Genomic DNA, 25698 nt, shown 5'->3' on the forward strand with positions numbered 1-25698 from the left:
GGGGCCGGGGTGCGCCCGAGCCGCGGGTGTGGGCCCCGGCACACCTGGTGGTGGGGCGGGGGGGGGGGGGGGGGGGGGCCCCCGGGGGGGGGGGGGGGGGGCCCCCCGCCCGACGTGATTTTCGTGGTACGAGGTCAGCCTGCTACGGACTGGTTGTAGTCCTTGATCGGGCCGGCGAGGGCCTCCTGCTGCTCCTCCAGCGCGGCGCGCGGCTCGGTGCCACTGAGCACGGCGGCCTGCATGGCCTGCTCTGCGGCCTTACGGGCCTGCGGCATCGCGCCGAGCAGGCAGCCCTGGGTGGCCAAGCTCTGCGGGGTGTTCTGCAGCTGGGTGATCGCGGTCTGGAACTGCGGCCGCTGGGCGACCCACTGCTTGTCGACCTCGGTCTCTAGGGCGCCCTTGCTGATCGGGAAGTACCCGGTCGAGGTGTGCCAGGTGGCCTGCGAGTCCTTGTCGGACAGGAACTTCACGAACTCCCACGAAGCGCGCTTGTGCGCGTCGTCCTTGCCCTTGCCGACCACCCAGAGCGAGGCGCCGCCGATGATCGGGCCACCCGCGTCGGTGGCGTTGATCTTCGGGTAGTTGCCGGTGGCGATGTCGAACTTGCCCTCGGAACTCTTCAGGAAGCCGCTCAGCGAGCCGGTCGACTCCAGGGTCATCGCGACAGTGCCGGCGGTGAACGCGTTGTCCGCGGTGGTGGTGTTGCTGTCCAGCTTGGGCGCCAGGCCCTCGTCTACCATCTTCTTCCACCAGGCGAGCAGCTTGACGTGGTCGTCGGTGGCCAGCTTGAGGGTGGTGCCCCGGCCGTCGCGGCCGTTGCCCTGGTCGCAGTACTCCTGGTTGCCGACGGCGGTCCACTGCTCCAGGAACCAGCCGTAGAGCGCGGCACCGAAGCCGTACTGGGTGACCCGGCCGTTGGCGTCCTTCACGGTCAGCTTGCGGGCTGCCTCGGTGATCTCGTCGAGCGTCTTCGGCGGGTTCGCCGGGTCGAGGCCAGCCTTGGTGAACGCCGTCTTGTTCAGGTAGAGCAGCGGCATCGACGTGTTGAACGGCATCGAGTAGAGCTTGTTGTCGACCGAGTAGTAGCCGGCGATGTTCGGCTGGATGTCCGCGGTGGTGCTCTTGTCGGCATCCACGAACGACTGCACCGGCACCGTCGACTTGGAGTCGATCATGAAGCGGGTGCCGATGTCGTACACCTGCACCACGTCCGGCGCCTGACCGCTGTTGAGCGCGGCCTTGTACGCCGACAGCGTGTCGTCGTAGGTGTTCTTGAACTGGAGGTTGACCTTGACGCGACCCTTGTTCTTCGCGTTGAACTGGTCGGCGAGCTGCGTGAGCGCCTCACCGTTCTTGCCGGTCATCGCGTGCCAGAAGTCGATCGACACCTCGCCCTTGCCGTCCAGGGCGCTGGCGGCCGGGGCATCCGTGCCGCTGCTGGCGCCGCTGCTGTCCGCCGTGGCCGAACTGCAGGCCGCGGCGGTGGCCGTGAGGGCGGCGAGCGAGAGCCCGACCGCCACCCGGCGCAGAGTGGTACGCACTGTTTCCTCCTACTGCTGGGTTGGGGGAGTTACTTGACCGCGCCGGCCGTGAAGCCCCGGACGAGCCAGCGCTGGCCGAAGATGACCAGCAGCAGCGTCGGCACCAGCGTGATGGTGATGCCGGCCAGGAGCACGGCGGGGCTGCCGCCCTCGTTGTCCTTGAGGGCGAAGACCGCGGTCTGCAGAGTGTTCAGGGAGTTGTTGCTGGACGAGATGATCAATGGCCAGAAGTACATGTTCCAGCCCTGCAGGAACGACCACACGGCGATGCCGATCAGTGCCGGCCGACTCGCCGGCAACAGGATGGTGACCAGGAACCGCAGGTGACCGCAGCCGTCGATGACGGCGGCCTCGCGCAGCTCCCGGGGGAACTGGGCGAACGCCTGACGCAGCATGAACACGCCGAAGCCGGTGGCCAGGAACGGCAGGACCAGGCTCAGTCGACTGTCGTTGATGCCCAGCGAGCGGATGAAGAGCGCGTTCGGCACCACGATCGATTCGTAGGGCACCATGATCGTGGCGAGGAACAGCCAGAAGATCGGCCTGCGCAGCGGGCTGCGCATAAAGACCAGCGCGTACGCGGCGAGGCACGACGTGATCAGGTGTCCGAGCATCACGCTGAGCCCGACGAAGAGCGAGTTCATGAAGGCCGGGGCCAGCGGCACCACGGGCTGTCGCCAGGCGGCCCGGTAGTTCTCCAGCGTCCAGCCCCCGCCGAAGAGCTGCGGCGGCTGGTGCAGCAACGCGTTCGACGGCAGGAAGCCACCGAGCACGGTGAGCAGCACGGGGAAGAGCAGCACCACCGCGGCGATGCCAAGCCAGAGGTAGGTCAGGACTGTCGGTACCGGACCGGGTCGGTTCACGCTCCTGCTCACCGGTAGTGCACCCGCCTCTCGAGGACGCCGAACTGCACCACGGCGATCAACACGCCGATCACCAGCAGCACCAAGCCCTGCGCGCTGGCCAGCCCGAAGTTGCTGTTGTTGTTGTGGAACGCGTTGTCGAAGATCGAATAGACGAGCGTGCGGGTGTGCCCGTTGGGTCCGCCGTCGGTCATGATCTGCACCTGGCCGAGCGCCTGAAGCGCGGCCAGCGTGGTGGTCACCACGGCGAAGAACAGGCTCGGCGAGATCATCGGCAGCACGATGCTGACGAACTGGCGAGGACCGGTGGCACCGTCCATCCGGGCCGCCTCCAACACCTCCTCGTCGACGCCGGCCAGGCCGGCGGCGAGCACGAGCAGGTTGAACCCGGAAACCATCCACACCGTGACGCCGACGACCGTGGCCATCGCCCAGCCCGGCTCGGTGGTCCAGTTCGGCGCGGGAACGCCGATCAGACCCAGCGCCCAGTTCACCGGCGAGATCCCCGGGTTCAGCATGATCAGCCAGACCACGCTGGCCGCCGATACCGAGTAGGCGAACGGCAGGGCGAAGGCGGTCCGGAAGACCCGCATGCCGGGCAGTCGCTGGGTCATCGGCGCGGCGAGCGCGAGCGGCAGCAGCACGCCGGGCACCACGACCAGCACGGTGAAGACCAGCGTCTGCCAGAGCACCGTGCCGAACTGCGGCGTGAGCAACTCCTGGAAGTGCGCCATCCCCACCGAGCGGGTCGGGTTGCCGAGGATGTCGTTGCCCCGGGTGGCCAGGTACACCGCCTGGAACAGCGGGAAGATCACGAAGACGCCGAGGCCCGCCAGGCCGGGGAGGACGAAGAGTAGGCCGAGCGCCGTCTCCCGCGCCTGCGCTGGCGTGGTGGCCCGGCGGGTCCGGCCGGGTGGCCGGTCGGTACGGGCGGCGGGGCTGGCCGCGAGCAGAGTTGGAGCTGTCACGTCGGGCAGCGTGCACAGGCCGTACGTCCGGATGGGGTGAATCAGATGGCGGATGGCTGACGCGTCAATGACATCGCCTACGCAGCGTCACATTCCGCAGAGACAAATAGAAATGCACAGCTCAACGGCCCCGGTCCTACCTGGACATTCGTGACTGTGCGTGCCGGTGGCGGGTGGGCCGCCACCGGCACCCGCGCTCAGCGCCGCTTGGCGAGCAGCACCGCGTCGTGCAACGTGATCTGCTCGCCGTGTGGGTCGGTGGCCGTCCGGGGGCGCTCCTCGGCGGTGACGATCTCCCAGCGGGCCGGGTCGAGGGAAGCGGCCACGTCCTGCGCGGTGTACATCATGTCCGGCATGTGCATCCGGTGCGCCGACGTCCACAGATCCGACGGGTGGTGCCCGACGATCAGCAGGACGCCACCCGGCGCCACCGCGGCGGCCAGCCGGGCGAACAACTCCCGCCGCTGCACCGGAGGAAGGTGCATGAACTGCGCGGACACCAGCTCGTACGCCTCCTCAGCCGGCGGCTTGTCGCGAAGGTCGACGTGGGTGAACTCGATCCGCTCCCCAACCCCGGCAGTGTCGGCGTGCGCGGCGGCCCGACCCAGTGCGGTGGTGGAGATGTCCACCGCCGTCACCCGCCAGCCGCGCTCGGCCAGCCACACCGCGTCCGCGCCCTCGCCGCTGCCCACGTCCAACGCGCGCCCCGGGGGCAGGTCCGCGACCTCGGCGACCAACTGCGGGTTCGGTCGGCCACTCCACACCGAAGGCTTGGACTGGTAACGCTCCTCCCACGCCGGCTCCTCGAACGTCGTGGCCACCAGCTGCCGGTACGCGGCCACCGCGTCGCGCGTCTCCTCGGCGATCAGGTCCGCGTTGATCGCCGCCCCGGCAGTCAGGCCGGCAGCGGCGGACGTGATGACCTGACCGCGTATGTCGGCGACGTTGCCGGCCACCCAGACACCCGGGATGGCAGTCGCCCCGGTGGCGTCGGCGGGGATCTGGGCGCCGATCACGTGCGCACCCATCATCACCTCCTCCGGGGCCAGGCCCAGCCCCACCAGCAGACCGGCGCGGGGGGTAAGCCGCGTTGCGACCACGACCGCGTCCAGCGCTACCAGTCGGCCATCAGCCAGCCGTACGCCGGTGAGCGCGTCCCCCGTCACCTCCACCTCGGCGACCGGCCCCGGCACCACGGCGATGCCCCGAGCCGCGAGGCGCTCGGCAGTCTCCTCGTCCGGCACCGGGGCGTCGTGCAGCAGGAGCAGCACGTCGGAGCTCCACTGTCGCCACATCTCGGCCTGGTGCACGGCCAGCGGCCCGGTTGCCAGCACGCCGATCCGCCGGTCCTGGACCTCCCAGCCGTGGCAGTACGGGCAGTGCAGCACGTCGCGCCCCCACCGCTGGGCCAGCCCGGGCACGTCGGGCAGTTCGTCGGTCAGCCCGGTGGCCACCAGCAGCCGACGTGTCCGCACCGAACTCCCGTCGTCGAGGCTGAGCCGGAACCCGTCGTCGTCCCGGGCGGCAGCGTCCACCCGCCCGGTGCGGAACTGCCCGCCGTACCCGGCGACCTCGGCCCGCCCGACCGCGTACAGCTCGCCCGGCGGCGTCCCCTCCCGGCCCAGGTAGTTGTGCACGTGGTCGGCCGGCGCGTTGCGCGGCTCACCGGAGTCGATCACCAGCACCGACCGTCGGGCCCGGCTCAGTGCCAGGGCTCCGCTGAGCCCCGCGGCACCGCCGCCCACCACCACGACGTCGTATGTCTCGTCCACCGGTATCTCCCTATGTCTGTCGGCTGAGCCCACCATCCGTCGCCGCCGGCCAGGTGGCAACTATCCTTGCTGTTATGGCAAACGAGGACGCTGCCGCGCTCGCGGCCGTCGGCCCCCGGCTGCGCGCCCTGCGCCAGAAGCGCGGGACCACGCTGACCCAGCTCGCCGACCTGACCGGCATCTCCGTGAGCACCCTGTCCCGGCTGGAATCCGGCAGTCGCCGGCCCACCCTGGAGCTGCTGCTGCCACTGGCCCGGGCCTACCAGGTGGCGCTGGACGAGCTGGTCGACGCCCCGGCCACCGGCGACCCTCGCGTACGCCCCAAACCGATCGTGCGGCACGGCATCACGTTCCTGCCGCTGACCCGCCGACCGGGCGGGCTGCAGGCGTTCAAACAGATCTTCCCGCCGGACCCGTCCGTCGGGGAGCGGACCCCGCAGACCCACGAGGGGTACGAGTGGCTCTACGTCCTCTCGGGCCGGCTGCGCCTGCTGCTCGGCGACCGTGACCTGACCCTGACCCCGGGCGAGGTCGCCGAGTTCGACACCCGCATCCCGCACCTCATCCTCAATCCCGGCCCCGGCACCGCCGAGGTCCTCAGCCTCTTCGGACCGCAGGGGGAGCGGCTGCACGTCCGGGCCCGCCCCGCCGCGCCCGACCTGGGGTAGCGCGAACCACCTGCTGCCGGTCGAGCATGGCGTACGTCGTCAGCCTGTCTCGCTGATCTCGCTCGTGGGTGTCGGCAGTTTCCTCAGGCCTTCAGCAGGGCTGCCGCCGCCGTCGCGAGACGGTGGGCATACGCGTGATCGAGCGGGCCGTGCTCGATGAGCAGCCGATACCACATGCCACCGAAGAGCAGATCGGCCGCGGCCTCTCGGTCTTCGTTCCGGCCCTCGCTCATCAGTTCCAGGAGCGCTCGGCGGCGCGGAAGGATGAGCAGGTCGCGCCAAGCGACCGCGAAGGCCGGATTCTGCTGAGCATGCGCCATCAGCGCCCGCAGCAGCGGCCCGTCGCTGTCGGGGCCCGCGAGTTGCGCGAAGGTTGACGCGAGGAAGGTGGCCAAGCGTTCGGCGAGTGGACCGCTGTCGGTGCCGGCGGTGATGTCCCGCTCGGCATGTTCGAGCAGCGCCTCCAGAATGATGGCCCACTTCGACGGCCACCAGCGGTAGATCGTCTGCTTGCCCACACCTGCGCGGTGGGCGATCGAATCGACCGTCGTGGTGCCGAGATCTCGGCGAGCCAGTTCCAGTGCGGCAGCGAGTATGTCCTGACGGGCCTGCTCACTGCGCGCTCGACCGGTGCGGGAACGACCTGCGGGGCCGGCGGACGGCGGTGGCGTTGGCATGCGGACACTCTAGCGTTTGACGAGACTTCGCGTCTCGTCTAGCGTTTGACGAGACATCACGTCTCGACAAGCTTGGGAAAACGAACATGGACCTCAAGGGTCAGCGCATCATCGTCATGGGCGGCAGCTCGGGCATCGGCCGGGCCACCGCCGAGTTGCTCCACCAGCAAGGGGCGGAGGTCGTCGTGACCGGCCGCTCGGCAGAGAAACTCACGAATTTCGCGGCGATGGGACCATTGCGCGCGGTGCAGGTGGACGCCACCGACCGCACGGCGTTGGACAGTCTCTTCGCCGAAATCGGCCCCATCGACCATCTGGTCGTCTGTGTCAGCGGCGGCGAAGGCGCCGGCCCGTTCGCCTCCCTTGACCTCGACGCGGTACGCCGCGCCTTCGCGGCCAAGACGTTCGCCCAACTGGAAGTCGTGCAGGCGGCACTGCCGACGCTGCGTTCCAGCGGATCCGTCACGCTGATTACCGCTGGCTCAGCCCAGGCGGCCCTGCCCGGCACGGTCGGTCTCGCCGCAGTCAACGGCGCACTGGAGGCCGCTATCCGGCCGCTCGCCACCGAACTCGCGCCGGTGCGGGTCAACGCCGTCAGCCCTGGCGTGGTGGACACCGCGTGGTGGGGCTCGATGCCGCCGGAGCAGCGCTCCGCCTTCTTCGCCGACCTGACGTCCCGCCTTCCACTTGCACACATCGCCCACCCTGACGAGATTGCCGCGACCATCATGCTCTTGATCAGCAGCACGTACGTGACCGGACAGGTGATCGCTGCGGACGGCGGCCTCCACCTCGCCCGCTGACCGTGTCGGACGAGACGCGGTAACCGCAACGGTGTAGGGCGTGAGTGTGGCGCGGCCAGCGTCAGGGTCGGGGCGGGCCGACCGATATTTGGTTGCCGGCCGGGCTGCACCGATGCCATCCTGCGCGGCGATGATGACACCACGTGAACTTCTCGTACTGCACGACCAGCAGGTGCGCGGCACCATCGCCGCCCGGGTGCCGCACCACTGGGAGCCGTCGTGGGACGGCCCGGTTCTGCAGATCACCACCCCTGCGCGAGGGTCCGCCTTCGCCCAGGATCTCGACGGGCTCAGCGTCGAAGAGCTGGACGCGCTGATCGGTCGAGTGCGGGACCGCTGGGCGACGCTGGGCCAGGCGGTCGAGTGGAAGACGTACGGCCACGACCGACCGGATCTCACCGAGCGACTGGGGCTGGCCGGGTTCGCGCCGGAGGACGAGGAAACGGTTGTCATCGGGGTGGCAGCCACGCTGACCACCGCCGGCGAAGCCCCCGACGGCATCACCATCCGCGCCACGACCGACCTTGCCGACCTGCAGCGGATCGCCGCCATGGAGTCCGAGGTCTGGGGGGCCGACTGGTCCTGGCTCGCCGGTGACCTCCGCGACCGCATCGAGTCGGCCCCGGAGAACATCGTCGTGCTCGTCGCGGAGGCCGGGGGCGAGGTCGTATCGGCCGCCTGGCTGGTCGTCATCGCCGGCACGGAGTTCGCCGCGCTGTGGGGTGGATCGACCCTCGCGCAGTGGCGGCGCAAGGGCATCTACCGCGCGCTGGTCGCCCGGCGGGCGCAGATCGCCGCCGACCGGGGCATCAGGTACCTCCTGGTCGACGCGTCCAAGGACAGCAGGCCGATCCTGCAACGCCTTGGCCTGCAGGCCGTGACGACCACCACCCCATGGGTGTGGAGCCCGACCACCAGCGCGGAATAACGCCGCAGGCCGGCCCGCCATGGTCGCCGGACACCCATCGCCGCCCGCAGTAATGTCGGACCGGTGTGTGATCCTGCGGCCGTGGTCTTCGTCTTCGACGCCGAGTTGTGGTTGTGGGATGCCCGTCGGGCTGAAACCTGGACGTTCGTCAGCCTGCCGGCCGAGGCGTCGCAGCAGATCCGTGAGCTCACCGACGGATCGCGTCGGGGCTTCGGTTCGGTGCGGGTCCGGGCGACGGTCGGGGGCAGCACGTGGGCGACCTCGATCTTCCCCGGCGGTGGTGGCGGCGCTTTCGTGCTGCCGATCAAGCGTGCCGTCCGCAAGGCCGAAGCGTTCGACGTGGGCGACATCGAGACGGTGACCGTCGAACTCATCGACGTCTGACGACCGGCTGCGCTGGGCAGACACTCCGGGGCCGGCGGTGTGAGGATGGCGCGATGATCGATGCGGCATACCGACGCCGGAGCGACCGGATCGAGCGAGTACTCGCCTAGTAGGCGCTGGTGCGGCGAAGCGCTTGCGACCACTCAATGTCCGGCTTCGTCCGGACGGGCAACTTGCGGCGAGGGCATGCGGTCGACCGACCGCTGGCGGTCGCGGCACGGACGTCTCGTTCCCGCTGCCCCCGGCAGGCCCGAGATGGCCGCCTACGTCGACCGACGACGCGCGCCTCGGGCGGAACCGGGTTGCCTGGTGACCGGCGGGTGTGAGTAGTGTTTGCGCCATGTCGAGCCCTGAGGCATCCAAGGTGGGGGCTTTCGGTCACGCCGTCAGCCCCCTGAACCACTGAGTTCATAGCCCGCTTCCCAGCAGCCCTCGCTGCTTGGGTTTCGCGCGCACCCTTGGGCGCTGGCCGCGGTGACGAGACGTCTCCTCGTTCTCTCTCACCTCGGAGCTCTTGATGCCTCTGCCGCTCTACCTGCTTGCCGTGGCGGTCTTCGCCATGGGCACCTCGGAGTTCATGCTCGGCGGCCTGGTGCCGGACATCGCCGCAAGCCTTGACGTGTCGGTCGGGGCCGCCGGGCTTCTGACCTCGGCGTTCGCTGTTGGGATGATCGTCGGCGCACCACTGATAGCGGCGCTCGCGCGCCGGTGGCCTGCCCGGGCCAGCCTGCTGTGCTTCGTGCTGGCTTTCGCCGTGGTCCACGTCGTGGGCGCTCTCACGACGAGTTTCGCGGTTCTGCTCGTCACCCGGGTGGTTGCCGCCGGGGCCAATGCGGGCTTCCTGGCCGTGGCGCTGAGCACGGCGGCCACGCTCGTCGCATCTGACCAGAAAGGGCGCGCGCTGGCGGTGTTGCTCTCGGGTACGACAGTGGCCACCATCGCTGGAGTTCCCGGTGGTGCGGCGCTCGGCACGGTGCTCAACTGGCGGGCAACCTTCTGGGCAATCGCACTGCTGTGCCTTCCCGCTGCCTTCGGCGTCGTGAAAGGGATCCCGGCCCATGTCGGAAAAACCCCTCGGGATATTCCGGCCGACTCGTCTCTTCGGGACGAGATCGCCCAACTCGCGACGCCCAGGCTGGTCCTGGTCATGCTGCTCGGTGCCCTGGTCAACGCTGGCACCTTCGCCACGTTCACCTTCCTGGCACCGATCGTGACCGACACCGCAGGCCTGGGCGAGCTGTGGGTCTCGGTCGTGCTGGTGCTCTTTGGTGCGGGGTCCTTCGTCGGCGTTACCCTCGCGGGACGGCTCTCCGACCGACGTCCCGGCATCGTGATCGCAGTCGGTGGCCCCTTGCTGTTGCTCGGCTGGGTTGCGTTGGCGACCCTGGCTGCCCAGCCGGTGGCGCTTCTGCTCCTCGTGTTCGTGCAGGGCATGCTGTCCTTCGCGTTGGGCAGCACCCTGATCGCGAGAGTGCTCTGCGAGGCAGCAGGTGCTCCCACCATGGGAGGGGCGTATGCGACTGCGGCGCTCAACATCGGTGCTGCTAGCGGCCCCGTCGGTGCGGCAGCGGCCCTCGGGACCAATGCCGGCGACCTTGGCCCGGTGTGGGTCAGCGGCCTGCTGGGTGCGGTCGCACTGCTCATCGCCCTGCCCCTCCGGCGATTCATCGCACCCCGCGCCGGCGAGATCGGAATCTCGCGGGCCTGCGCCACCAAGTAGGCCAATCGCCGGCGTCGCCACGGTGAGGTCGGGCTTCAGAATCGGCCCGGTCCTTTGCTCTGCTTCAACCCAGGCAACACCGCGCGTCCGATATTCGGACACAGGGTGTTTCCTCCGTTGAAGCAGAGCAAAGGGCCCGCGTCCGTGGTCGGGTCCGCCGCCGCCGCGCTCGCCCGCGTACCACGTCGAATGCTGTGGGGCGCGGACCGCCCGCTTGCGCCCGGAAATGGTGGTGACGTGCCGCGAGGGCCGGACCGGTTCCCCTCCGGTCCGACCCTCGCGATCATTCCGCGCTAGGCGCGGGTCCTGCGCTGCCGTGCGACCAGCAGCAGCGTGGCGCCGAGCAGGAGGGCCAGCACGCCGGCACCCATCCAGGCCACCGGGTACGACTCGCCGGTCACCGGCAGCTTCCCCTTGACGGGGATCGTGATGGTGGACTCCGGGGCCACCGGTGCCGGGCCGTCCGGCGGGGTGCCGGTCGCGGTCGCGGTGTTGCGCAGCGATCCGTGGTGGTAGTCGGCCTTGCTGACCGTGTAGGTCGCCGAGCAGGTGACGGCGGCGCCCGCCGCCAGGGTCACGGCCCCGTTGGGTGTCCGGTCCGGGCCGCAGGTGATCGGGCCGAGGTTGGTCGGCGAGGCCGGCGCGGTGAGGGTGTCGGTGACCGTCACGTCGGTCAGGGTCACCTGCCCGGTGTTGGTGACCACGAAATCGAACGGCACCTGCTGGCCCGGTCGGCCGATCTTGTCGGTGCTGCTGGACTTCACCACGGTGATCGCCGCGCCCCGGGTGGCCGTGACCTCGGCGGTGGCCGGGTCGGAGCGTACCGGGGCCGGTGGTTGTTGGCCCGGGATGGTCGGCGGCGTGCCGGCGGCGACCGCCGTGTTGGTGATTCTGCCGGCCTCGATGTCCGCCGCGGTGACGGTGTAGGTCGACGTGCAGGTGGTGCTCGCCCCTGCCGTCAGGGTGACGCTGCCGCTGGCCACCGGCGGTGTGCCGCAGGTGATCGCCCCGGGCGTTCCGGTGCCGGAGAACTCGGTCTCGTCGACCGTCACCGCGCTGAGCGGAGTGGTGCCCGTGTTGGTCACCACGAACTCGTACGTGACCGTGTCACCGGCCGCGGACACCACGGCGGGCGTGACCGCCTTGGTGATGGCGATCTCCGGGTGCGGGATCGGGATGTCCAGCGACGACGGCGGGGAGACCGGCGGCGGCCCGACCGGCGGCGTGCCGGTGGCCGTGGCGACGTTGATCAGCGCTGAGTCGGTGAACTCCTCCGCGGTCACCGTGTAGGTCGTCCGGCACTGGATGGAGGCCCCCGGCGCCAGGGTCACCTGGCCGTTCGGGGTGTTCTGCGGGCCACAGGTGATCAACCCGAGCCCGACCCGCTCGGACGGCGGCAGCACGGTGTCGTTGACGGTCACCCCGGTGAGGGTGAGGCCGCCGGTGTTGACCACCAGGAAGGTGTACGGCACCTGCTGGCCCGGCGCGGTGATCGCCACCGTCGTCGACGACTTGATTATGTCGATGCTGGCAACGACCCCCATCTGGGGGATGGTCAGCGTCGAGGGTGGTGAGTCCACCGGCGTCCCACCGCCCGGCGGTGTCCCGTGTGCGGTGGCGGTGTCGGTGACCCCGTCGTTGTCGAGGTCGGCCTGGGTGACGGTGTAGGTGGCGGTGCAGGCGGTTTGCGCACCGGGCGCGAGGGTGGTGGTCGCGCAGGTGATCGGGCCGAGGTTCGCGTTCGACGAGGGTGGCGCCTGCACGTCGGTGACGTTGACGCCGGTCAGGGTGAGCCCGCCGGTGTTGACCACGAGGAACGAGTACGGCACCTGCTGCCCGACCGTGCTGATCGAGGTGACCTCGGAGGTCTTGACCACCGAGATCGCGGCGATCAGTCCGGTCTCGGGGATCGTCAGCGTGGACGGCGGCGAGTCGACGGGCGTGTCACTGCCCGGTGGGTTGCCGTGTGCGGTGGCGACGTCGACGACCGCGTTGTTGTCCAGGTCGGCCTGGGTGACCGTGTAGGTGGCGGTGCAGGCCGTCGACTGACCGGGCGTGAGCGTGGTCTGCGGGCAGGTGATCGGGCCGAGGTTCGCGTTCGACGAGGGCGGGGTCTGCGCGTCGGTGACGTTGACGTTGGTCAGCGTGACGCCCCCGTTGTTGATCACGAGGAACTGGTAGGGCACCTGCTGCCCGACCGAGGTGATCGACGTGGTGGTGGACGACTTCACCACCGAGATCGACGGTGTGACGTCGGCCGCCGGAATGGTCAGCACGACCTGGTCCGAGTCGACCGGCTCCTCGGTCCCCGTCGGGGTGCCGTGCGCGGTGGCGATGTCGGTCAGCTCGTCGTGGTCCAGGTCGGCCTGGGTGACGGTGTACGTCGCGGTGCAGACGGTCGTCGCTCCCGGTGCGAGGGTGGTGCTGGCGCAGGTGATCGGGCCGAGGTTCGCGTTCGACGACGGCGGGTCCTGTACGTCGGTGACGTTGACGTTGTTCAGGGTGACGCCACCGGTGTTGGCGACCAGGAACCGGTAGGGCACCTGCTGGCCCACCGAGCTGATGGCCGTGGTGGTGGACGACTTCACCAGGGCGATGGCCGGGGCGACCGCATCGCCCGGGATCGTCAACGTCGATGGCGTCGACTGCACGGGCGGCCTGCCGCCGGGTGGGGTGCCCTGGGCGGTCGCGGTGTCGCGTACCGAACCGAAGTCCAGGTCGGCCTGGGTGACCGTGTAGGTGGCGGTGCACGTGGTCTGCGCGCCGGGGGCGAGGGTGGTGGCGACGCAGGTGATCGGGCCGAGGTTGGCATTCAACGAGGGCGGGGTCTGCACGTCGGTGATGCCCACGTTGGTCAGGGTGAACCCGCCGGTGTTGACCACCTGGAACTGGTAGGGCACCTGCTGACCGACGGTGGTGATCGTGGTGGTGGTGGACGTCTTCAGCACCGCGATCGAGGGGACCAGGCCGGTCTCCGGCAGGGTCAGCGTCGAGGGTGGCGAGTCCACCGGCGTGCCGCCCCCGGGCGGGGTGCCGTGCGCGGTGGCGGTGTTGGTGACTCCGTCGTTGTCGAGGTCGGCCTGGGTGACGGTGTAGGTGGCGGTGCAGGCGGTTTGCGCGCCGGGCGCGAGGGTGGTGACGGGGCACGTGATCGGGCCGAGGTTCGCGTTCGACGAGGGCGGTGCCTGCACATCGGTGACGTTGATGTTGGTGAGGGTGAGCCCGCCGTTGTTGACCACGAGGAACCGGTAGGGCACCTGCTGCCCGACCGTGGTGATCGACGCGGCGGTGGAGGTCTTCGTCACCGCGATCGACGGGGTCAGCCCCGCCGCGGGGATGGTCAGCGTCGACGGCGCAGAGGTGACCGGGGGGCCAGCGGGCGGCGTACCTCGCGCGGTGGCGGTGTCGGTGACCCCGCTGTTGTCCAGGTCGGCCTGGGTGACTGTGTAGGTGGCGGTGCAGGTGGTGCTCTGGCCGGGCGTGAGGGTGGTGACCGCGCAGGTGATCGGGCCGAGGTTGGCGTTCGACGACGGCGGCGCCTGCACGTCCGTGATGCCGATGTTGGTCAGGGTCAGGCCGCCGGTGTTGGCGACCAGGTAGCGGTAGGGCACCTGCTGACCCACCGAGGTGATCGACGTGGTGGTGGAGGACTTCACCACGGTGAGGGCGGCGGCAAGTGGCTGCGCCGGGAGGGTCAGGGTGTCCGGCTCGGAGACGACCGGGGGACCAGTTGGCGGGGTGCCCTGGGCGGTTGCCACGTTTGTGACTCCGCCATTGTCCAGGTCGGCCTGGGTGACGGTGTAGGTGGCGGTGCAGTCGGTCTGCGCGCCGGGCGCGAGGGTGGTGGCCGCGCAGGTGATCGGGCCCAGGTTCGCGTTCGACGACGGCGGGGTCTGCACGTCGGTGACCGAGATGGTGGTGAGCGGAACGCCGCCGGTGTTGACCACGTGGAACGAGTACGGGACCTGCTGGCCGACAGTGGTGATCGCTGTGGTGGTGGACGACTTGATCAGGTCGATGTCCGCCGGGCTGGATCCCTCGCAGGCGAGCGTGGTGCTGAACGGGAAGTAGTGGATCTCGCCGCCGCGGTGGTCCAGCGTACGGGTGATGACGCTGCCCTCGGTGTTGCTGGCCGAGAGGTCGGTGAGGCTGGCGTTGGGGGCGAAGATGGTGCCCTCGACCGTGTTCGCCGCCTGGGTGAGGGTGAGCGCGGTGGCGGTCGGGAAGTTGAACAGGATGTAGCGCGCCTGCGGGCCGCCGATGCCGGCGAAGTTCGGGGCGTTCCAGGCGAAGTCGTTGCCGACACCGCTGGTGTCCACGTTGACCAGCAGCGGGGTGTCGGCGGTGGGCTGGCTGGCGAACGTCAGCGTCTGGATGTTGTTCAGGTCGGCCGCGCTGAGGTTGAGCACGTTTGTCACGCCCGAGGTCAGCGTGATCACAGCGTTGCTGCCCGCCGGGATCGGTCGGGGCAGCACGTCACCGTTCGGCGTGCGCAGCACCACGGTGTTGCCGCAGGTGGCCAGGCCGGCGGTGTTGTCGCGGAAGGCGGCGAAGGCGCCGGCGAAGTCGATCGGCGAGGCGGGCCCGACGCTGGCGACCGGCTGCCGGGTGACCAGCTCGACCCGGGGGGACGCGTCGTAGTTGTCCGACGGCAGGATCCGGGTGTTGACCTGGGCGCCGTTGTTGTCGGTGTCCCGGACGAACGTGCCGGTCAGGTCGCCGACCTTCGCGTACCCGCTGGAGAGCACCTGGAGGCGGGTGCCGCCGACGCTGCCGGCGAAGTTCACCCGTCCGCCCACGACCAGGGCGGTCGGGTTGGCGTCGCCGGGTACGACGAACGACCCGGCGGTCGCCCCGGCCAGTTGGTAGTTGCCGAACGTGAGATCGCCGCCGACGGCGAGGGTGCCCTCGTTCTCGTCGCTGAACACACCAGCGTTGCCTTCGGTCATCACCCCGAAGCTCAGCGCCTCTGCGACCGGGTTGACCGGTCCGACAGCCTCGGCCGCGGCCAGTACGTGGTTCAGCGGGGGCGATGCTGGCACCGGCGCCAGCAGGGCGTTGACTGCCAGCACGCCCCCGACGGCGACCAGCGCCGCAGCCCGTGACCTGCGACTACCCCACGAAGAAATCCTCATCACGCCCCCGTTGTGTCCGATGTGCGAGGGGAGCGTAGCGAGGTATTTGAGGGCTTATGAGCATTTTGTCCGAATCAAGGTCGACTGTCGTCAACGTGGCGCGGTGATCGGCGGTGTCGACGGACCGAAGGCGGTCAGGAACCGGTCCCGGAAGCTGTCCATCGGCCACACCGGAGCATCCGGCCCGGGCCGTAGCCCTCGCTGCCAGCCCCATCCCGAAACCCGATCCAGCACCGCCGGATCACGGGCCGCGATGGTGATCGGGACGTCCCGGCTGGCACCCTCGCCGGTGACCACCGGGGCGGGCTGGTGGTCGCCGAGGAAGACCAGCACCAGGTCGTCGTCGCCATAGGTCTGCACGTACGAGATCAGCGTCTCCAGCGAGTAACCGATGGCCTGCCGGTAACCGGCCCGGATCTGGCCGGTGTCCCGGTCGTCGGCATCGCCACCGTCCTCGCCGGTCGCGGCACTGCCGTAGACCGAACCGTCGCCAACCTGGTCCCAGCCGATCATCCGGGGCACCGCCGTCCACGGTGAGTGGCTGGAGATCAGTGGGATCTCCGCCATCAGCGGACGGTCCGCGTCGGCCCGTACCCGCTGCTGAAAGAACTGCATCGTGTACTGGTCGGGCATCGGCGCGTAGCTGAACTTCGGACCCCGATAGCCGAGGGCCTCGGCGTCGTAGTACCTGTCGAACGAGAAGAAACCCTTCTCCGGCCAGGGCTGGGTGGCGGCCGGCAGCACCCCGACGGTCTGCCAGCCGGCCCGGCGGAACGCGCCGTTGAGGGTGAGCCGGTCGCTGGCCAGCAGGCTGCGGTGCCGCTGCTCGTTGTCCGTCCACAAACCCGACAGCAACGTGTCGTGTGCCAACCAGCTGCCGCCGCCAAAGGTGGGGGAGGTGAGGAAGCCACTACGGGCCTCGTACCCGGCCGCGCGCAGCCGCTCGGTCCCGGCATCCAGCACCGCGTTGACCTGCGGCGCCAACTCCGGGTCCTCCACCGCGTCGCGCCCGTAGCTCTCCACGAACGCAAGGACGACGTCCTTGCCGCGCAACCCGGTCAACAACTGGTCACCCGGGACGTCGCGGAACGGGTCAGCGTCGATCTGGGCGGTGAACGCCTCCCGGTCACGCAGCCGCTCGTCCACCTGAGCGGCATGCGCGCCGACCAGCGTGGTGAACCCGGTGTCGGCCACCGGCACGCCCGGCACGACCCGCACCCCGACGACGGCACACACCACCCAGGCGACGGTCAGCGCGGCCACCGCCCGGGTCGCGGTCCGTTTATGGCGGACCAGCAGCGACGCCAACCGCCGCAGTGCCAACGTCAGCGCCAGCAGCAGCGCGCCGACGAGCAGCACGACACCCACCGCCGCGCCGACCGCGCCGGCCCGGCCGGCCGAATCCCGCACGAAGCCGTACGCGTCGTCGAGTAGCAACCAGTCCAGCACCAGGTCGAACGGCCGGTCGAGGGCCGTCCGGAAGCCCAGGTCGGCGAGCTTCACGATGGCCAGGAGGCCGAGCAGCGGACCGACCACGGCCACCACCACCCGCCGGGGCCGCGTCGGCAGGGCCAGCAGCAACGCGGCGACCAGCAACCCCTCCAGCGGAATGCGCAGGAACGCGCCGGGTGTCAGCAGGCCGAGTCGGTCCGGGCCGACCAGCACGGCCAACACCAGGAGAACGGCAAGCACGCTGCCCACCGACCCCACCGCCCGCCGGGCCCAGCCAGAAGAAACCCCAGGGGTACGCGGGGACGCGTCACCGATCGGGCGGTGCGAGCGGAACCGGCCGGCCAGCCGGCGCACCCGGGCGGGGAGGGTCATCGCAGCCTCCAGTCGGAGTGGACGCTACCGGCCGAACTGGCCGCGAGCGCACGCACCGGCAGTCGAGGCGGCACGCTGACCGGTTCCGGCGCGACAGCCGGGCGATGTCGCCACAGCCACGCCACGTCGCGGCCGAACGACTCGACAAGCAACGCCAGCGCCACCACCAGCACCAGCGTGGTCCACGGCTCGGGCAGCACCCGCGCGGCGGCCACCGCCAACAGGACTCCCTGCGCGGCGGCCACCACCTTGCGCCAGTAGCGCGGCGGCAGCGACCCGTCCAGCCACGGCAGCACCGCCATCGCCGCGACGAACGCGTACCGCATCGCACCGATGGCCAGCACCCATGCGCCGGCGGTCGGCGCGACGTACACGCTGAGCACCAGGATGAGGAACGCGTCGACCTCCATGTCGAAGCGGGCGCCCAGTGCGCTGACCGTGCGGGTGCGCCGGGCCACCTGGCCGTCGACCGCGTCCAGCAGCAACGCCACCGCGCTCACCGTGACCAGCAGCCCCACCGGCGTTGGCCGGCCGAACGAGTCCACCACCAGCGCGGTGACCGCACCGACCAGGATCGCCCGGGTCAGCGTCACCCGGTCGGCGGGGCCCAACCGGGACGCACCGGCCCGGTGCAGACCCTGACTCAACGCGAGGCAGGTGACCACCCCAAAGCCGACCCCGACCAGCCAACCCGCCGGGGTCAGCCCCACTGTGGCGGCCAGCGCCGCGAGCACGGCCAGCTGCGCGGTCAGCCCGATCCTCGGACCACTTCGAACTGTGGGCACCGTACCTCCGTGTTTATGATCGACGACCCCCGACAGGGAACACGGAAAACGAGGCCGTTCGGTTCGGCCAGGAGCAAAGGTGAGGTGCGCGACGGTGATCCGCGAGGCGTACGCCTGCTGGGTGCGCGAGCCCGGTGCGGCGGAGATCCGGCCGGTGTCGCTGCCGACGCCGGGGCCTGACGAGGTGCTGGTCCGGGCCCGCTATTCCGGGGTCAGCCGGGGCACCGAGACACTCGTCTTCGCCGGCCGGGTGCCCACCGACCAGTACGCCGCGATGCGCGCGCCGTTTCAGGAGGGTGACTTCCCCGGCCCGGTGAAGTACGGCTACCTCAGCGTCGGCGTGGTCGAGCAGGGCCCACCGGAGCTGCTCGGGCGCACGGTGTTCTGCCTGCACCCGCACCAGAGCGCGTACGTCGTGCCGGCCACCGCCGTGGTGCCGGTGCCCGACGGTGTGCCGCCGTCCCGGGCCGTGCTCGCCGGCACGGTGGAGACCGCTGTCAACGCGCTGTGGGACGCCGCGCCGCTGGTCGGCGACCGGGTCAGCGTGGTCGGCGCGGGCATGGTGGGCTGCTGCGTCGCGGCGCTGCTCGCCCGGTTCCCCGGCGTCCAGGTCGAGTTGATCGACACCGACGCCCGCCGGGCCGGGGTGGCCGGCGCGCTCGGCGTCGGGTTCGCCCAACCGGCCGACGCGACCGGCGACCGGGACCTGGTCGTGCACGCCAGTGCCACCGGCGCCGGCCTGCAACACGCACTTGACCTGCTCGCACCGGAGGGCACGGTCATCGAACTGAGCTGGTACGGCGACCGTCCGGTGCAGGTGTCGCTGGGCGGGGCGTTCCACTCCGGTCGACTCACCGTACGCAGCAGCCAGGTCGGCATGGTCGCACCCGCCCGACGGGGGCGGCGCAGTTACACCGACCGGCTGGCGCTCGCCCTGGACCTGCTCGACGACCCGGCCTTCGACGCGCTGATCACCGGCGCGTCCCGGTTCGCGGAGCTACCCGACGTGCTCGCCAAACTGAGCGCGGGTGACCTGCCCGCGCTCTGCCACCTCATCACCTACGACGACGGGGAGTGACCGTGTTCAGCGTGACCGTTCGGGATCACATGATGATCGCCCACAGTTTCCGGGGCGACGTGTTCGGCCCTGCCCAACGCCTGCACGGGGCGACGTTCGTGGTGGACGCGACGTTCCGGCGTGCCGACCTGGACGCCGACGGCATCGTCGTCGACATCGGCCTGGCCACCGAGCAGCTGCGGGCCGTGCTGGGCGAGCTGACCTACCGCAACCTCGACGACGAGCCGGCCTTCGCCGGGGTGAACACCACCACCGAGGTGCTGGCCCGCACGGTCGCGGACCGGCTGGCGGAGCGCGTACACGCCGGCGAGTTGGGCGCCGGAGCGCGCGAGCTGGCGGGCATCACCGTCACCCTGCACGAGTCGCACGTCGCCTGGGCCAGCTACGAGCGGTCGCTGTGATCGATGCGGGCCGGGCGGTGCACGTCGTCCTGCCCGGTGACATCGACGACCCGGCCACGCCCAGCGGCGGCAACACCTACGACCGGCGGATCTGCACGGGGCTCGGCGAACGCGGTTGGTCGGTGCACGAGCATTCGGTGCCTGGCGCGTGGCCGCACCCCGAGCCGGCCGACCGGGCGGCGCTGGCGGAGGTGCTCGCCGCCGCACCCGACGACGCCGTGGTGCTGCTCGACGGTCTGATCGCCTCGACCGTGCCGGACCTGCTCGCCCCGCACGCCCGCCGGCTGCGCCTGGTCGTCCTGGTGCACATGCCGTTTGACGACGAGGCGGAGGGCCGGGCGCTGGCCGCCGCGCGGGCCGTCGTCACCACGAGCGAGTGGACCCGCCGCCGCCTGCTGTTGCGCCATCCGCTGCCCGCCGACCGCGTCCGGGTCGCGCCGCCGGGGGTGACGCCGGCACCGCCGACACCCCCCGGGTCGGCCTCCGGCGGCCGACTGCTCTGCGTGGCCGCGGTCACCCGCCACAAGGGTCACGACGTGCTGGTCGACGCCCTGGCCGTCCTGGCCGAGGTGCCCTGGACGCTGGTCTGCGCCGGCACGCTGACCCGGGAGCCCGAGCTGGTGCACCGGCTGCGCGACCGGCTCGCCGGTGCGGGCCTCGCCGACCGGGTTCGCCTCGCCGGCCCGCTGACCGGTGCGGCGCTCGACTCCGCGTACACCGCCGCTGACCTGCTGGTGCTGCCGTCTCGGGGCGAGACGTACGGCATGGTCGTCACCGAGGCGCTGGCCCGGGGCCTGCCGGTGCTGGGCACCCAGGTGGGCGGTGTGCCGGAGGCACTTGGGCGTACCCCCGACGGTGACCTGCCGGGGCTGCTGGTCCCGCCGGACGACCCGGCCGCGCTGGCCGGCGCGCTGAGCTGGTGGCTGGGCGACGATGCGCTGCGCGACCGGCTGCGGCGTGCCGCCCTTGCCCGGCGCGACACCCTGACCGACTGGCCGGTGACCACCGCGTTGCTGGCCGCCGTGCTGAAGGAGGTGGCGGAATGACCGTCGAGGAGACCCTGCCGTTCGCCGACTGGCTACGGTTGCGTGAGCCGGCCGACGCGGCGGCGCGCTCCGAGGACCTGCTGGACGCCGTCCGTCCCCGGCTGACCGGTGACGCCCCAACCGTGATCCATGACCTGGGCAGCGGCACCGGTTCGATGAGCCGCTGGCTGGCCACCCGGTTGCCCGGCCCGCAGCACTGGGTGTTGCACGACCGGGACGCCGACCTGCTGGCCCGCGCCGCCGAGGGCATGACCGGGGTGACCGCCGCCGACGGCGCCCCGGTCACCGTGAGCACCCGGTGCGGCGACCTCACCCGGCTGAGCGCCGCCGACCTGGCCGACGGTTCCCTGGTCACCGCGTCCGCACTGCTGGACATGCTCAGCGCCGAGGAGATCGAGCGGGTGGTGGCCGCCTGCGTCGGCCGACCCGCCCTGTTCGCCATCTCGGTGACCGGTCGGGTCCGGCTCGACCCGGCCGACCCGCTGGACGCGACGGTCGAGGCCGCGTTCAACGACCACCAGCGGCGTACCGTCGAGGGCCGGCGGCTGCTCGGCCCGGACGCCGTCGCCGCCACCGCCGCCGCGTTCGCCAGCCGAGGCGTCGAGGTGCGGGAACGGCCCAGCCCGTGGCAGCTCGGCCCGGAGCAGGCCGACCTGGCTGCCGAGTGGTTCCGAGGCTGGCTGGGCGCGGCCTGCGAACAGCGTCCCGACCTGGCCCGACCCGCACACGCGTACGCCAGGCGTCGGCTGGCCGACGCGGCGGCCGGGCGGCTCATCGTGCGGGTCGAGCATCGCGACCTCCTCGCCGGTGGATGAACCGTTCACACCCTGGGTACGTGCACTAGGGCAAGTGGACGATCTTCACGGGGAGGGCCGGCGTCGATGTTCTGGGCCTGGGCACGACTGGTCGGCGGGGTGGGCCTGCTCGCCGTCCTGCTGTGGCAGGTGGGTGGCGGCCCGTTCCTCGCCGGGGTGCGACTGATCGACGCACCGGCGCTGACCGCGGCGCTGCTGATCGGGGTGGTCACCACGGTCTGCGCGGCCTGGCGGTGGAGCCTGGTCGCCGGTGGGCTGGGCGTGCGGCTGCCACTGGCGACCGCGGTGGCGCACTGCTACCGGGCCGTGTTCCTCAACGCCACACTGCCCGGTGGGGTGCTCGGCGACGTGCACCGGGCGGTACGCCACGGCCGCGACGCCGGTGACGTCAGCCGGGGCATCCGCGCGGTGATCTGGGAGCGTACCGCCGGGCAGGTCGTCCTGGTCGGGGTTGCCCTGGTGCTGCTCGCGGCCTTCCCGTCCCCGGTGCGGCCATACCTGCCGGTCGCCGCCGCGCTGCTCGTCGCGGGCGGGCTGGTCGCGGTGCTGCTGGCCCGGGCCGTTCCGGACGCCGGCCGTTCGCGCTGGTCGAGAGCGGCGCGGACCGCCATGGCGGACGTGCGGTCCGGGCTGCTGGCGCGGCGCACCTGGGTCGGCGTCCTGATCGCCTCCACCGTGATGGTCGTGGGTCACCTGGCCACCTTCCTGGTGGCGGCGCGCACCGCCGGCGCGGACGCGCCACTGTCGCGGTTGCTGCCGTTGACGCTGCTCGCCCTGCTCGCCATGGGCCTGCCGTTGAACGTCGCCGGCTTCGGGCCGCGCGAGGGGGTGGCCGCGTGGGTGTTCGGCGCGGCGGGGCTCAGCGCGGCCCAGGGTGTCGCCACCGCCACCGTCTACGGAGCACTCGTGTTGGTGGCCAGCCTGCCCGGTGCCGCCGTGCTGCTGGCCCGGCGGAGGCGGGCTCCTGCCGCCGCCCGGGAAGCCGCCTCCGGCGGCGGTTGTTGAGTCGGTTGTGAGACGCTACGCGTCGCCGCGCGGCGGTGGCGCCGGACAAAGGAGTCCCATGCCCGAAGCATTGCCGGTCGCCACGATCCGTACGCAGGTCACGGTGCCACTGTCCTTTCCCGACGGTTATGCAACGACCGTCCGGGTGTTCTCGTTCAAGGGTCTCATCGACGGTCGGGAGCACCTCGCCCTCGGCCTCGGCGACTGGGCGGGCGCACTGGATCGGCTCGCCGCCGGCGGCGAGCCTCCACTGGTCCGCCCGCACAGCGAGTGCCTGACCGGCGACGTGTTCGGCAGCCAACGCTGCGACTGCGGGCCGCAGTTGCACGAGGCGGTGCAGCGGATCGCCGAGGTCGGCGGTTTCCTGCTCTACCTGCGGCAGGAGGGCCGCGGCATCGGCCTGTACGCCAAGCTCGACGCGTACGCGTTGCAGGACGCCGGGTTGGACACCTACCAGGCCAACGTGGCGCTGGGCCGGGGCGAGGACGAACGGGACTACACCGCCGCCGCGCAGATGCTGGCCACGTTGGGCGTGCCGCGGATACGACTGCTGAGCAGCAACCCGGACAAGGCCGAGCAGTTGACCCGCCTCGGCGTGGACGTGGCCGAACGGGTGCCCACGAGCGTCTTCCTCTCCCCGGTCAACGCCGGCTACCTGGCGGCGAAGGCGGCCAAGGCGGCGCAGACCGAGGCAGCGGAGGCGCTCGCGGAGCGTACCCCTGACCGGCCCGTCTCCCCATGAGCTGCTCGACGCGGCCGTACGTGCTGCTCAGTTGCGCCACCTCGATCGACGGTTACATCGACGATGCCTCCGACCAACGGTTGCTGCTGTCCAACGAGGATGACCTGGATCGGGTCGACGCGGTCCGGGCCAGCTGCGACGCGATCCTGGTTGGCGCCGGCACCGTCCGCCGTGACGATCCCCGGCTGCTGGTGCGTTCCGCGAGTCGCCGTGCCGAGCGGGTGGCGTGTGGCCGACCCGCCTCGCCGACCAAGGTCACCCTGACCGCCCGCGGTGACCTCGACCCGACCGCCCGGTTCTTCACGGCAGGCGAGTCGGCCCGGCTCGTCTACTGCGCCACGGGAGTGTTGGAGAAGACCCGGGAACGCGTCGGCCGACTGGCCACCGTGGTGGACGCGGGCGACCCGGTCGACCCCGACTGGCTGCTGCGCGACCTGGCCGGGCGAGGCGTACGGCGGCTGATGGTGGAGGGCGGCGGGACGGTGCACGCCCAGTTCCTCGCCGCCGGTCTCGCCGACGAGTTGCACCTGGTGATCGCCCCGTTCTTCGTCGGCGACGGCCGGGCACCCCGGTTCGTCGGCGAGGGAAACTTCCCGTGGCACCCGGGCCGCCGCGCCCGACTGGCCGAGGCCCGCCAGATCGGCGACGTGGTCCTCCTCCGCTACGCCCTCTCCGACCGCTGCACCGAACCCTGACGGCGGCGCAGGAGGTAGGTCAGGGCGCTGAGCAGGAACAGCGCCGCGCTGAGCAGGAGCCAGCGCACCAGGTACGGCCGCTGGTCCTGGCCGGTCGCCGCGAGGTGGGTGGTCTCGCCCAGGCGGAGAATGCCGGGGGAGTAGACCAGGAACAGCAGGGCGCTGCCGAGCGCCGGCCACCGCAGGTGGTTGAGCAGGGTGACCCGGCCGCGTACCAGCCGACGCAGCACGCGGTCGACGCTCGCGTACACCGGGAAGAGCACCAGGTCGTGGGCGATGGCGGCGCCGACGAACCAGAGCAGCATCCGGCCGAACGTCGCCTCGTCGGCCAGCCGCAGCGCCACCCAGCCAGCAAGCACGATGGCGGCCGTCACCACGATCAGGTGCCAGGGCGCGGCGCCGTACCGGGCGCGCAGCCGGTCAGGCATCGGCCCGCTCCTGGAAGTCGATCTCGGCAACCCACTTGGTGCAGTGCACCCCAGGCAGGGCCGGCACGATGACCCGGGCCGGGTAGCCGTGGTCGGGGGAGAGGTCGACGCCGTTGACCCGCAGGGCGAGCAGCGAGTCCGGGTCGAGGACCTGGTTGGACGCGAGCACCGCCGTCCGGAACAGCCCGGCCTGCTCCAGCGACGACACCCGCGCACTGGCCGGGTCGGCCACCCCGGCGAGCGCGGCCAGGTCACGTAGCCGCACCCCGGTCCAGGTCTGCCGGGTCGACCAGCCCTCCACGCAGGCGATCGGCAGCGCGGCGGTGTGCTGTGCCATGGCCAACAGTTTGGGCCGGTCCAGAGTCACCGTCCGTCCGCCGCCGCGCAGGGTCAGCCGCCAGCCGGCGCCGGTCTGCTCGGGGCGTACGCCGGAGGCCGCGACGGTGCGGTTGACCGGGAAGCCGTTCGGCCCGGGGCCGGGCTGCCGTCCCCGGGGCAGCAGCAGCGCGGTGTGGCGCAGCGGGCCGTCCAGGCTCTGCCCGATGGTCAGCGCGCCCAGCAGCAGCGCACCGCCGCCGACCAGCCCGACCGCGCCGCGTCGGCTGACGGTGGCCGGCCCGGGGTCGGTGGCGACCAGGCCGTCCGGGTCGGGCGGCTCGGGTCGGGTCGCCGCGCGCGGGGTACGCAGCTCCGCGCCGAGCGGGCGCGAGCGCAGCGCGGTCACCAGCCGGGGAAACTTGATGACCACGTGCGCCACGAACGCGCCCGTGAAGATCCAGGCCCCGAAGTAGTGAGCGGTGTAGAAATCGAAGCCGAAGATGTACGAGTACTGGATGTTCAGCACGCCGGTGGCGATCTGGAACAGGATCCCGCCGACCAGCAACAGCAGGGTGAGCCGCTCCAACAGTTGCGCCGGTGAGCGGGCCGGCGGCCAGGCGAACAGCTTCGGGAGCACTGACCAGAGTTTGCCCAGCACCACCGGGATGAGGATGATCCCGAGCGTCACATGCAGGCCCTGGGTGACCCGGAACAGCCAGGACGGGCGGGTCGGCCAGTCGAACGTGGGCAACCGCAACCAGCCCACGTTCGCCGGGAACGCCTGGTCGAACCGGGGGCCGTAGGCGGCGTAGTCGAGCAACCCGGTGATGATCACCAGGGGCAGCGCGATCAGCAGCACCGACCCGTAGACGGCGGTGAGCCAGGGCCCGCGCAGAGGGCTGCGCCAGCTTCGCTCGACCGCGTCAACCCCAGGCGGTTTCCACGCGACGTCGCGTCGACCGGATCTGCTGGGGGACACGCGGCTCCTCTCCTCGCCGCCGTGGGTCGGCGGCGAATGCACTGCCGGCAGGCTAGACCGCCCGGGTACGGCCCGGACGGATTTGCCGCATTACCGAACGCTTACCGGCCGCCAGCTGTTGTG

General features: G+C 71.3%; 22 protein-coding genes and 1 pseudogene. 12 read left to right on the plus strand and 11 right to left on the minus strand.

Going from position 1 to position 25698, the window contains the following annotated elements:
• Positions 1–134 precede the first annotated feature (134 nt).
• From ACLQ28_RS10105 to ACLQ28_RS10120, 4 genes are all read right to left on the minus strand, one after another.
• Positions 135–1541 carry an ABC transporter substrate-binding protein gene (locus ACLQ28_RS10105; RefSeq protein WP_425685957.1) on the minus strand — a complete coding sequence of 469 codons (1407 nt, stop codon included), beginning with the start codon at positions 1539–1541 and terminating at the stop codon, positions 135–137.
• Positions 1542–1570: 29 nt separating this feature from the next.
• Positions 1571–2416 carry a carbohydrate ABC transporter permease gene (locus tag ACLQ28_RS10110; protein ID WP_425685958.1) on the minus strand — a complete coding sequence of 282 codons (846 nt, stop codon included), beginning with the start codon at positions 2414–2416 and terminating at the stop codon, positions 1571–1573.
• On the minus strand, positions 2413–3372 hold the full coding sequence (locus tag ACLQ28_RS10115) for a carbohydrate ABC transporter permease (protein WP_425685959.1): 960 nt from the start codon (positions 3370–3372) through the stop codon (positions 2413–2415). The genes ACLQ28_RS10110 and ACLQ28_RS10115 overlap by 4 nt, the downstream gene beginning before the upstream one ends.
• 197 nt (positions 3373–3569) lie before the next feature.
• Positions 3570–5144, minus strand: coding sequence for an FAD-dependent oxidoreductase (locus ACLQ28_RS10120; protein WP_425685960.1), 1575 nt, complete (start codon positions 5142–5144; stop codon positions 3570–3572).
• 74 nt (positions 5145–5218) lie between these two features.
• Between ACLQ28_RS10120 and ACLQ28_RS10125 the strand changes: the two genes are divergently transcribed.
• Positions 5219–5812 carry a helix-turn-helix domain-containing protein gene (locus ACLQ28_RS10125; RefSeq protein ID WP_110568169.1) on the plus strand — a complete coding sequence of 198 codons (594 nt, stop codon included), beginning with the start codon at positions 5219–5221 and terminating at the stop codon, positions 5810–5812.
• A gap of 83 nt (positions 5813–5895) precedes the next feature.
• Here ACLQ28_RS10125 and ACLQ28_RS10130 read toward each other — a convergent pair whose 3' ends face one another.
• Complete coding sequence (locus ACLQ28_RS10130; protein WP_425685961.1) at positions 5896–6489, minus strand: TetR/AcrR family transcriptional regulator; 594 nt, start codon at positions 6487–6489, stop codon at positions 5896–5898.
• 86 nt (positions 6490–6575) lie between these two features.
• On the opposite strand from ACLQ28_RS10130, the gene ACLQ28_RS10135 reads away from it, so the two are divergent.
• From ACLQ28_RS10135 to ACLQ28_RS10150, 4 genes are all read left to right on the plus strand, one after another.
• A complete protein-coding gene (locus tag ACLQ28_RS10135) occupies positions 6576–7292 on the plus strand; it encodes an SDR family NAD(P)-dependent oxidoreductase (RefSeq protein WP_425685962.1) in 717 nt (238 codons plus the stop codon).
• 130 nt (positions 7293–7422) lie between these two features.
• Positions 7423–8220 carry a GNAT family N-acetyltransferase gene (locus ACLQ28_RS10140; protein ID WP_425685963.1) on the plus strand — a complete coding sequence of 266 codons (798 nt, stop codon included), beginning with the start codon at positions 7423–7425 and terminating at the stop codon, positions 8218–8220.
• Positions 8221–8301: 81 nt separating this feature from the next.
• Positions 8302–8604, plus strand: coding sequence for a DUF1905 domain-containing protein (locus ACLQ28_RS10145; protein ID WP_425686250.1), 303 nt, complete (start codon positions 8302–8304; stop codon positions 8602–8604).
• A gap of 517 nt (positions 8605–9121) precedes the next feature.
• Complete coding sequence (locus ACLQ28_RS10150) at positions 9122–10324, plus strand: Cmx/CmrA family chloramphenicol efflux MFS transporter (protein WP_425685964.1); 1203 nt, start codon at positions 9122–9124, stop codon at positions 10322–10324.
• A 293-nt stretch (positions 10325–10617) separates the two neighbouring features.
• Here ACLQ28_RS10150 and ACLQ28_RS10155 read toward each other — a convergent pair whose 3' ends face one another.
• The 4 genes and pseudogenes from ACLQ28_RS10155 to ACLQ28_RS10170 all read right to left on the minus strand — a co-directional run bounded on the left by ACLQ28_RS10155 (position 10618) and on the right by ACLQ28_RS10170 (position 18068).
• Positions 10618–14082: a DUF7507 domain-containing protein gene (locus ACLQ28_RS10155; RefSeq protein WP_425686251.1), complete on the minus strand. Its 3465-nt coding sequence runs from the start codon at positions 14080–14082 to the stop codon at positions 10618–10620.
• A 12-nt stretch (positions 14083–14094) separates the two neighbouring features.
• Positions 14095–15459, minus strand: a pseudogene (locus tag ACLQ28_RS10160) (choice-of-anchor A family protein); the annotation flags it as partial.
• A gap of 90 nt (positions 15460–15549) precedes the next feature.
• Positions 15550–17283, minus strand: a complete 1734-nt coding sequence (locus ACLQ28_RS10165) for a sulfatase-like hydrolase/transferase (RefSeq protein WP_425685965.1) — start codon at positions 17281–17283, stop codon at positions 15550–15552.
• Positions 17280–18068: a CDP-alcohol phosphatidyltransferase family protein gene (locus ACLQ28_RS10170; RefSeq protein ID WP_425685966.1), complete on the minus strand. Its 789-nt coding sequence runs from the start codon at positions 18066–18068 to the stop codon at positions 17280–17282. The genes ACLQ28_RS10165 and ACLQ28_RS10170 overlap by 4 nt, the downstream gene beginning before the upstream one ends.
• Before the next feature lie 94 nt (positions 18069–18162).
• Between ACLQ28_RS10170 and ACLQ28_RS10175 the strand changes: the two genes are divergently transcribed.
• The 7 genes from ACLQ28_RS10175 (at position 18163) to ACLQ28_RS10205 (ending at position 23850) form a co-directional block, all read left to right on the plus strand.
• Entirely contained in the window at positions 18163–19146 is a 984-nt protein-coding gene (locus tag ACLQ28_RS10175; protein ID WP_425686252.1) for an NAD(P)-binding protein, read from the plus strand.
• Between the two features lie 2 nt (positions 19147–19148).
• A complete protein-coding gene (locus ACLQ28_RS10180; protein WP_425685967.1) occupies positions 19149–19547 on the plus strand; it encodes a 6-pyruvoyl trahydropterin synthase family protein in 399 nt (132 codons plus the stop codon).
• Positions 19547–20593: a glycosyltransferase family 4 protein gene (locus tag ACLQ28_RS10185; protein WP_425686253.1), complete on the plus strand. Its 1047-nt coding sequence runs from the start codon at positions 19547–19549 to the stop codon at positions 20591–20593. The genes ACLQ28_RS10180 and ACLQ28_RS10185 overlap by 1 nt, the downstream gene beginning before the upstream one ends.
• Positions 20590–21408 (plus strand): class I SAM-dependent methyltransferase, encoded by an 819-nt coding sequence (locus ACLQ28_RS10190; RefSeq protein ID WP_425685968.1) that lies wholly within the window; start codon positions 20590–20592, stop codon positions 21406–21408. Before ACLQ28_RS10185 ends, ACLQ28_RS10190 begins: the two co-directional genes overlap by 4 nt.
• A gap of 66 nt (positions 21409–21474) precedes the next feature.
• A complete protein-coding gene (locus tag ACLQ28_RS10195) occupies positions 21475–22413 on the plus strand; it encodes a lysylphosphatidylglycerol synthase transmembrane domain-containing protein (RefSeq protein ID WP_425685969.1) in 939 nt (312 codons plus the stop codon).
• Positions 22414–22471: 58 nt separating this feature from the next.
• Complete coding sequence (locus ACLQ28_RS10200; protein ID WP_425685970.1) at positions 22472–23155, plus strand: GTP cyclohydrolase II; 684 nt, start codon at positions 22472–22474, stop codon at positions 23153–23155.
• On the plus strand, positions 23152–23850 hold the full coding sequence (locus ACLQ28_RS10205) for a RibD family protein (RefSeq protein ID WP_425685971.1): 699 nt from the start codon (positions 23152–23154) through the stop codon (positions 23848–23850). The genes ACLQ28_RS10200 and ACLQ28_RS10205 overlap by 4 nt, the downstream gene beginning before the upstream one ends.
• Here the strand turns inward: ACLQ28_RS10205 and ACLQ28_RS10210 are convergent.
• Together ACLQ28_RS10210 and ACLQ28_RS10215 are read right to left on the minus strand one after the other, a co-directional pair.
• The gene (locus ACLQ28_RS10210) at positions 23817–24278 is read right to left on the minus strand and encodes a hypothetical protein (RefSeq protein ID WP_425685972.1); all 462 of its coding nucleotides are present in this window, start codon (positions 24276–24278) and stop codon (positions 23817–23819) included. The two genes, ACLQ28_RS10205 and ACLQ28_RS10210, sit on opposite strands and share 34 nt — an antisense overlap.
• The gene (locus tag ACLQ28_RS10215; RefSeq protein ID WP_425685973.1) at positions 24271–25575 is read right to left on the minus strand and encodes a molybdopterin-dependent oxidoreductase; all 1305 of its coding nucleotides are present in this window, start codon (positions 25573–25575) and stop codon (positions 24271–24273) included. The genes ACLQ28_RS10210 and ACLQ28_RS10215 overlap by 8 nt, the downstream gene beginning before the upstream one ends.
• Between the last annotated feature and the right edge of the window lie 123 nt (positions 25576–25698).

This window comes from Micromonospora sp. DT201 (assembly GCF_049841575.1).
Lineage (GTDB): Bacteria > Actinomycetota > Actinomycetes > Mycobacteriales > Micromonosporaceae > Micromonospora.

Coding starts and splice junctions, on each gene's coding strand:
- ACLQ28_RS10135 (WP_425685962.1), top strand. CDS start 6,576: ATGGACCTCAAGGGTCAGCGCATCATCGTCATGGGCGGCAGCTCGGGC.
- ACLQ28_RS10210 (WP_425685972.1), bottom strand. CDS start 24,278: ATGCCTGACCGGCTGCGCGCCCGGTACGGCGCCGCGCCCTGGCACCTG.
- ACLQ28_RS10150 (WP_425685964.1), top strand. CDS start 9,122: ATGCCTCTGCCGCTCTACCTGCTTGCCGTGGCGGTCTTCGCCATGGGC.
- ACLQ28_RS10195 (WP_425685969.1), top strand. CDS start 21,475: ATGTTCTGGGCCTGGGCACGACTGGTCGGCGGGGTGGGCCTGCTCGCC.
- ACLQ28_RS10140 (WP_425685963.1), top strand. CDS start 7,423: ATGATGACACCACGTGAACTTCTCGTACTGCACGACCAGCAGGTGCGC.
- ACLQ28_RS10205 (WP_425685971.1), top strand. CDS start 23,152: ATGAGCTGCTCGACGCGGCCGTACGTGCTGCTCAGTTGCGCCACCTCG.
- ACLQ28_RS10200 (WP_425685970.1), top strand. CDS start 22,472: ATGCCCGAAGCATTGCCGGTCGCCACGATCCGTACGCAGGTCACGGTG.
- ACLQ28_RS10165 (WP_425685965.1), bottom strand. CDS start 17,283: ATGACCCTCCCCGCCCGGGTGCGCCGGCTGGCCGGCCGGTTCCGCTCG.
- ACLQ28_RS10190 (WP_425685968.1), top strand. CDS start 20,590: ATGACCGTCGAGGAGACCCTGCCGTTCGCCGACTGGCTACGGTTGCGT.
- ACLQ28_RS10130 (WP_425685961.1), bottom strand. CDS start 6,489: ATGCCAACGCCACCGCCGTCCGCCGGCCCCGCAGGTCGTTCCCGCACC.
- ACLQ28_RS10125 (WP_110568169.1), top strand. CDS start 5,219: ATGGCAAACGAGGACGCTGCCGCGCTCGCGGCCGTCGGCCCCCGGCTG.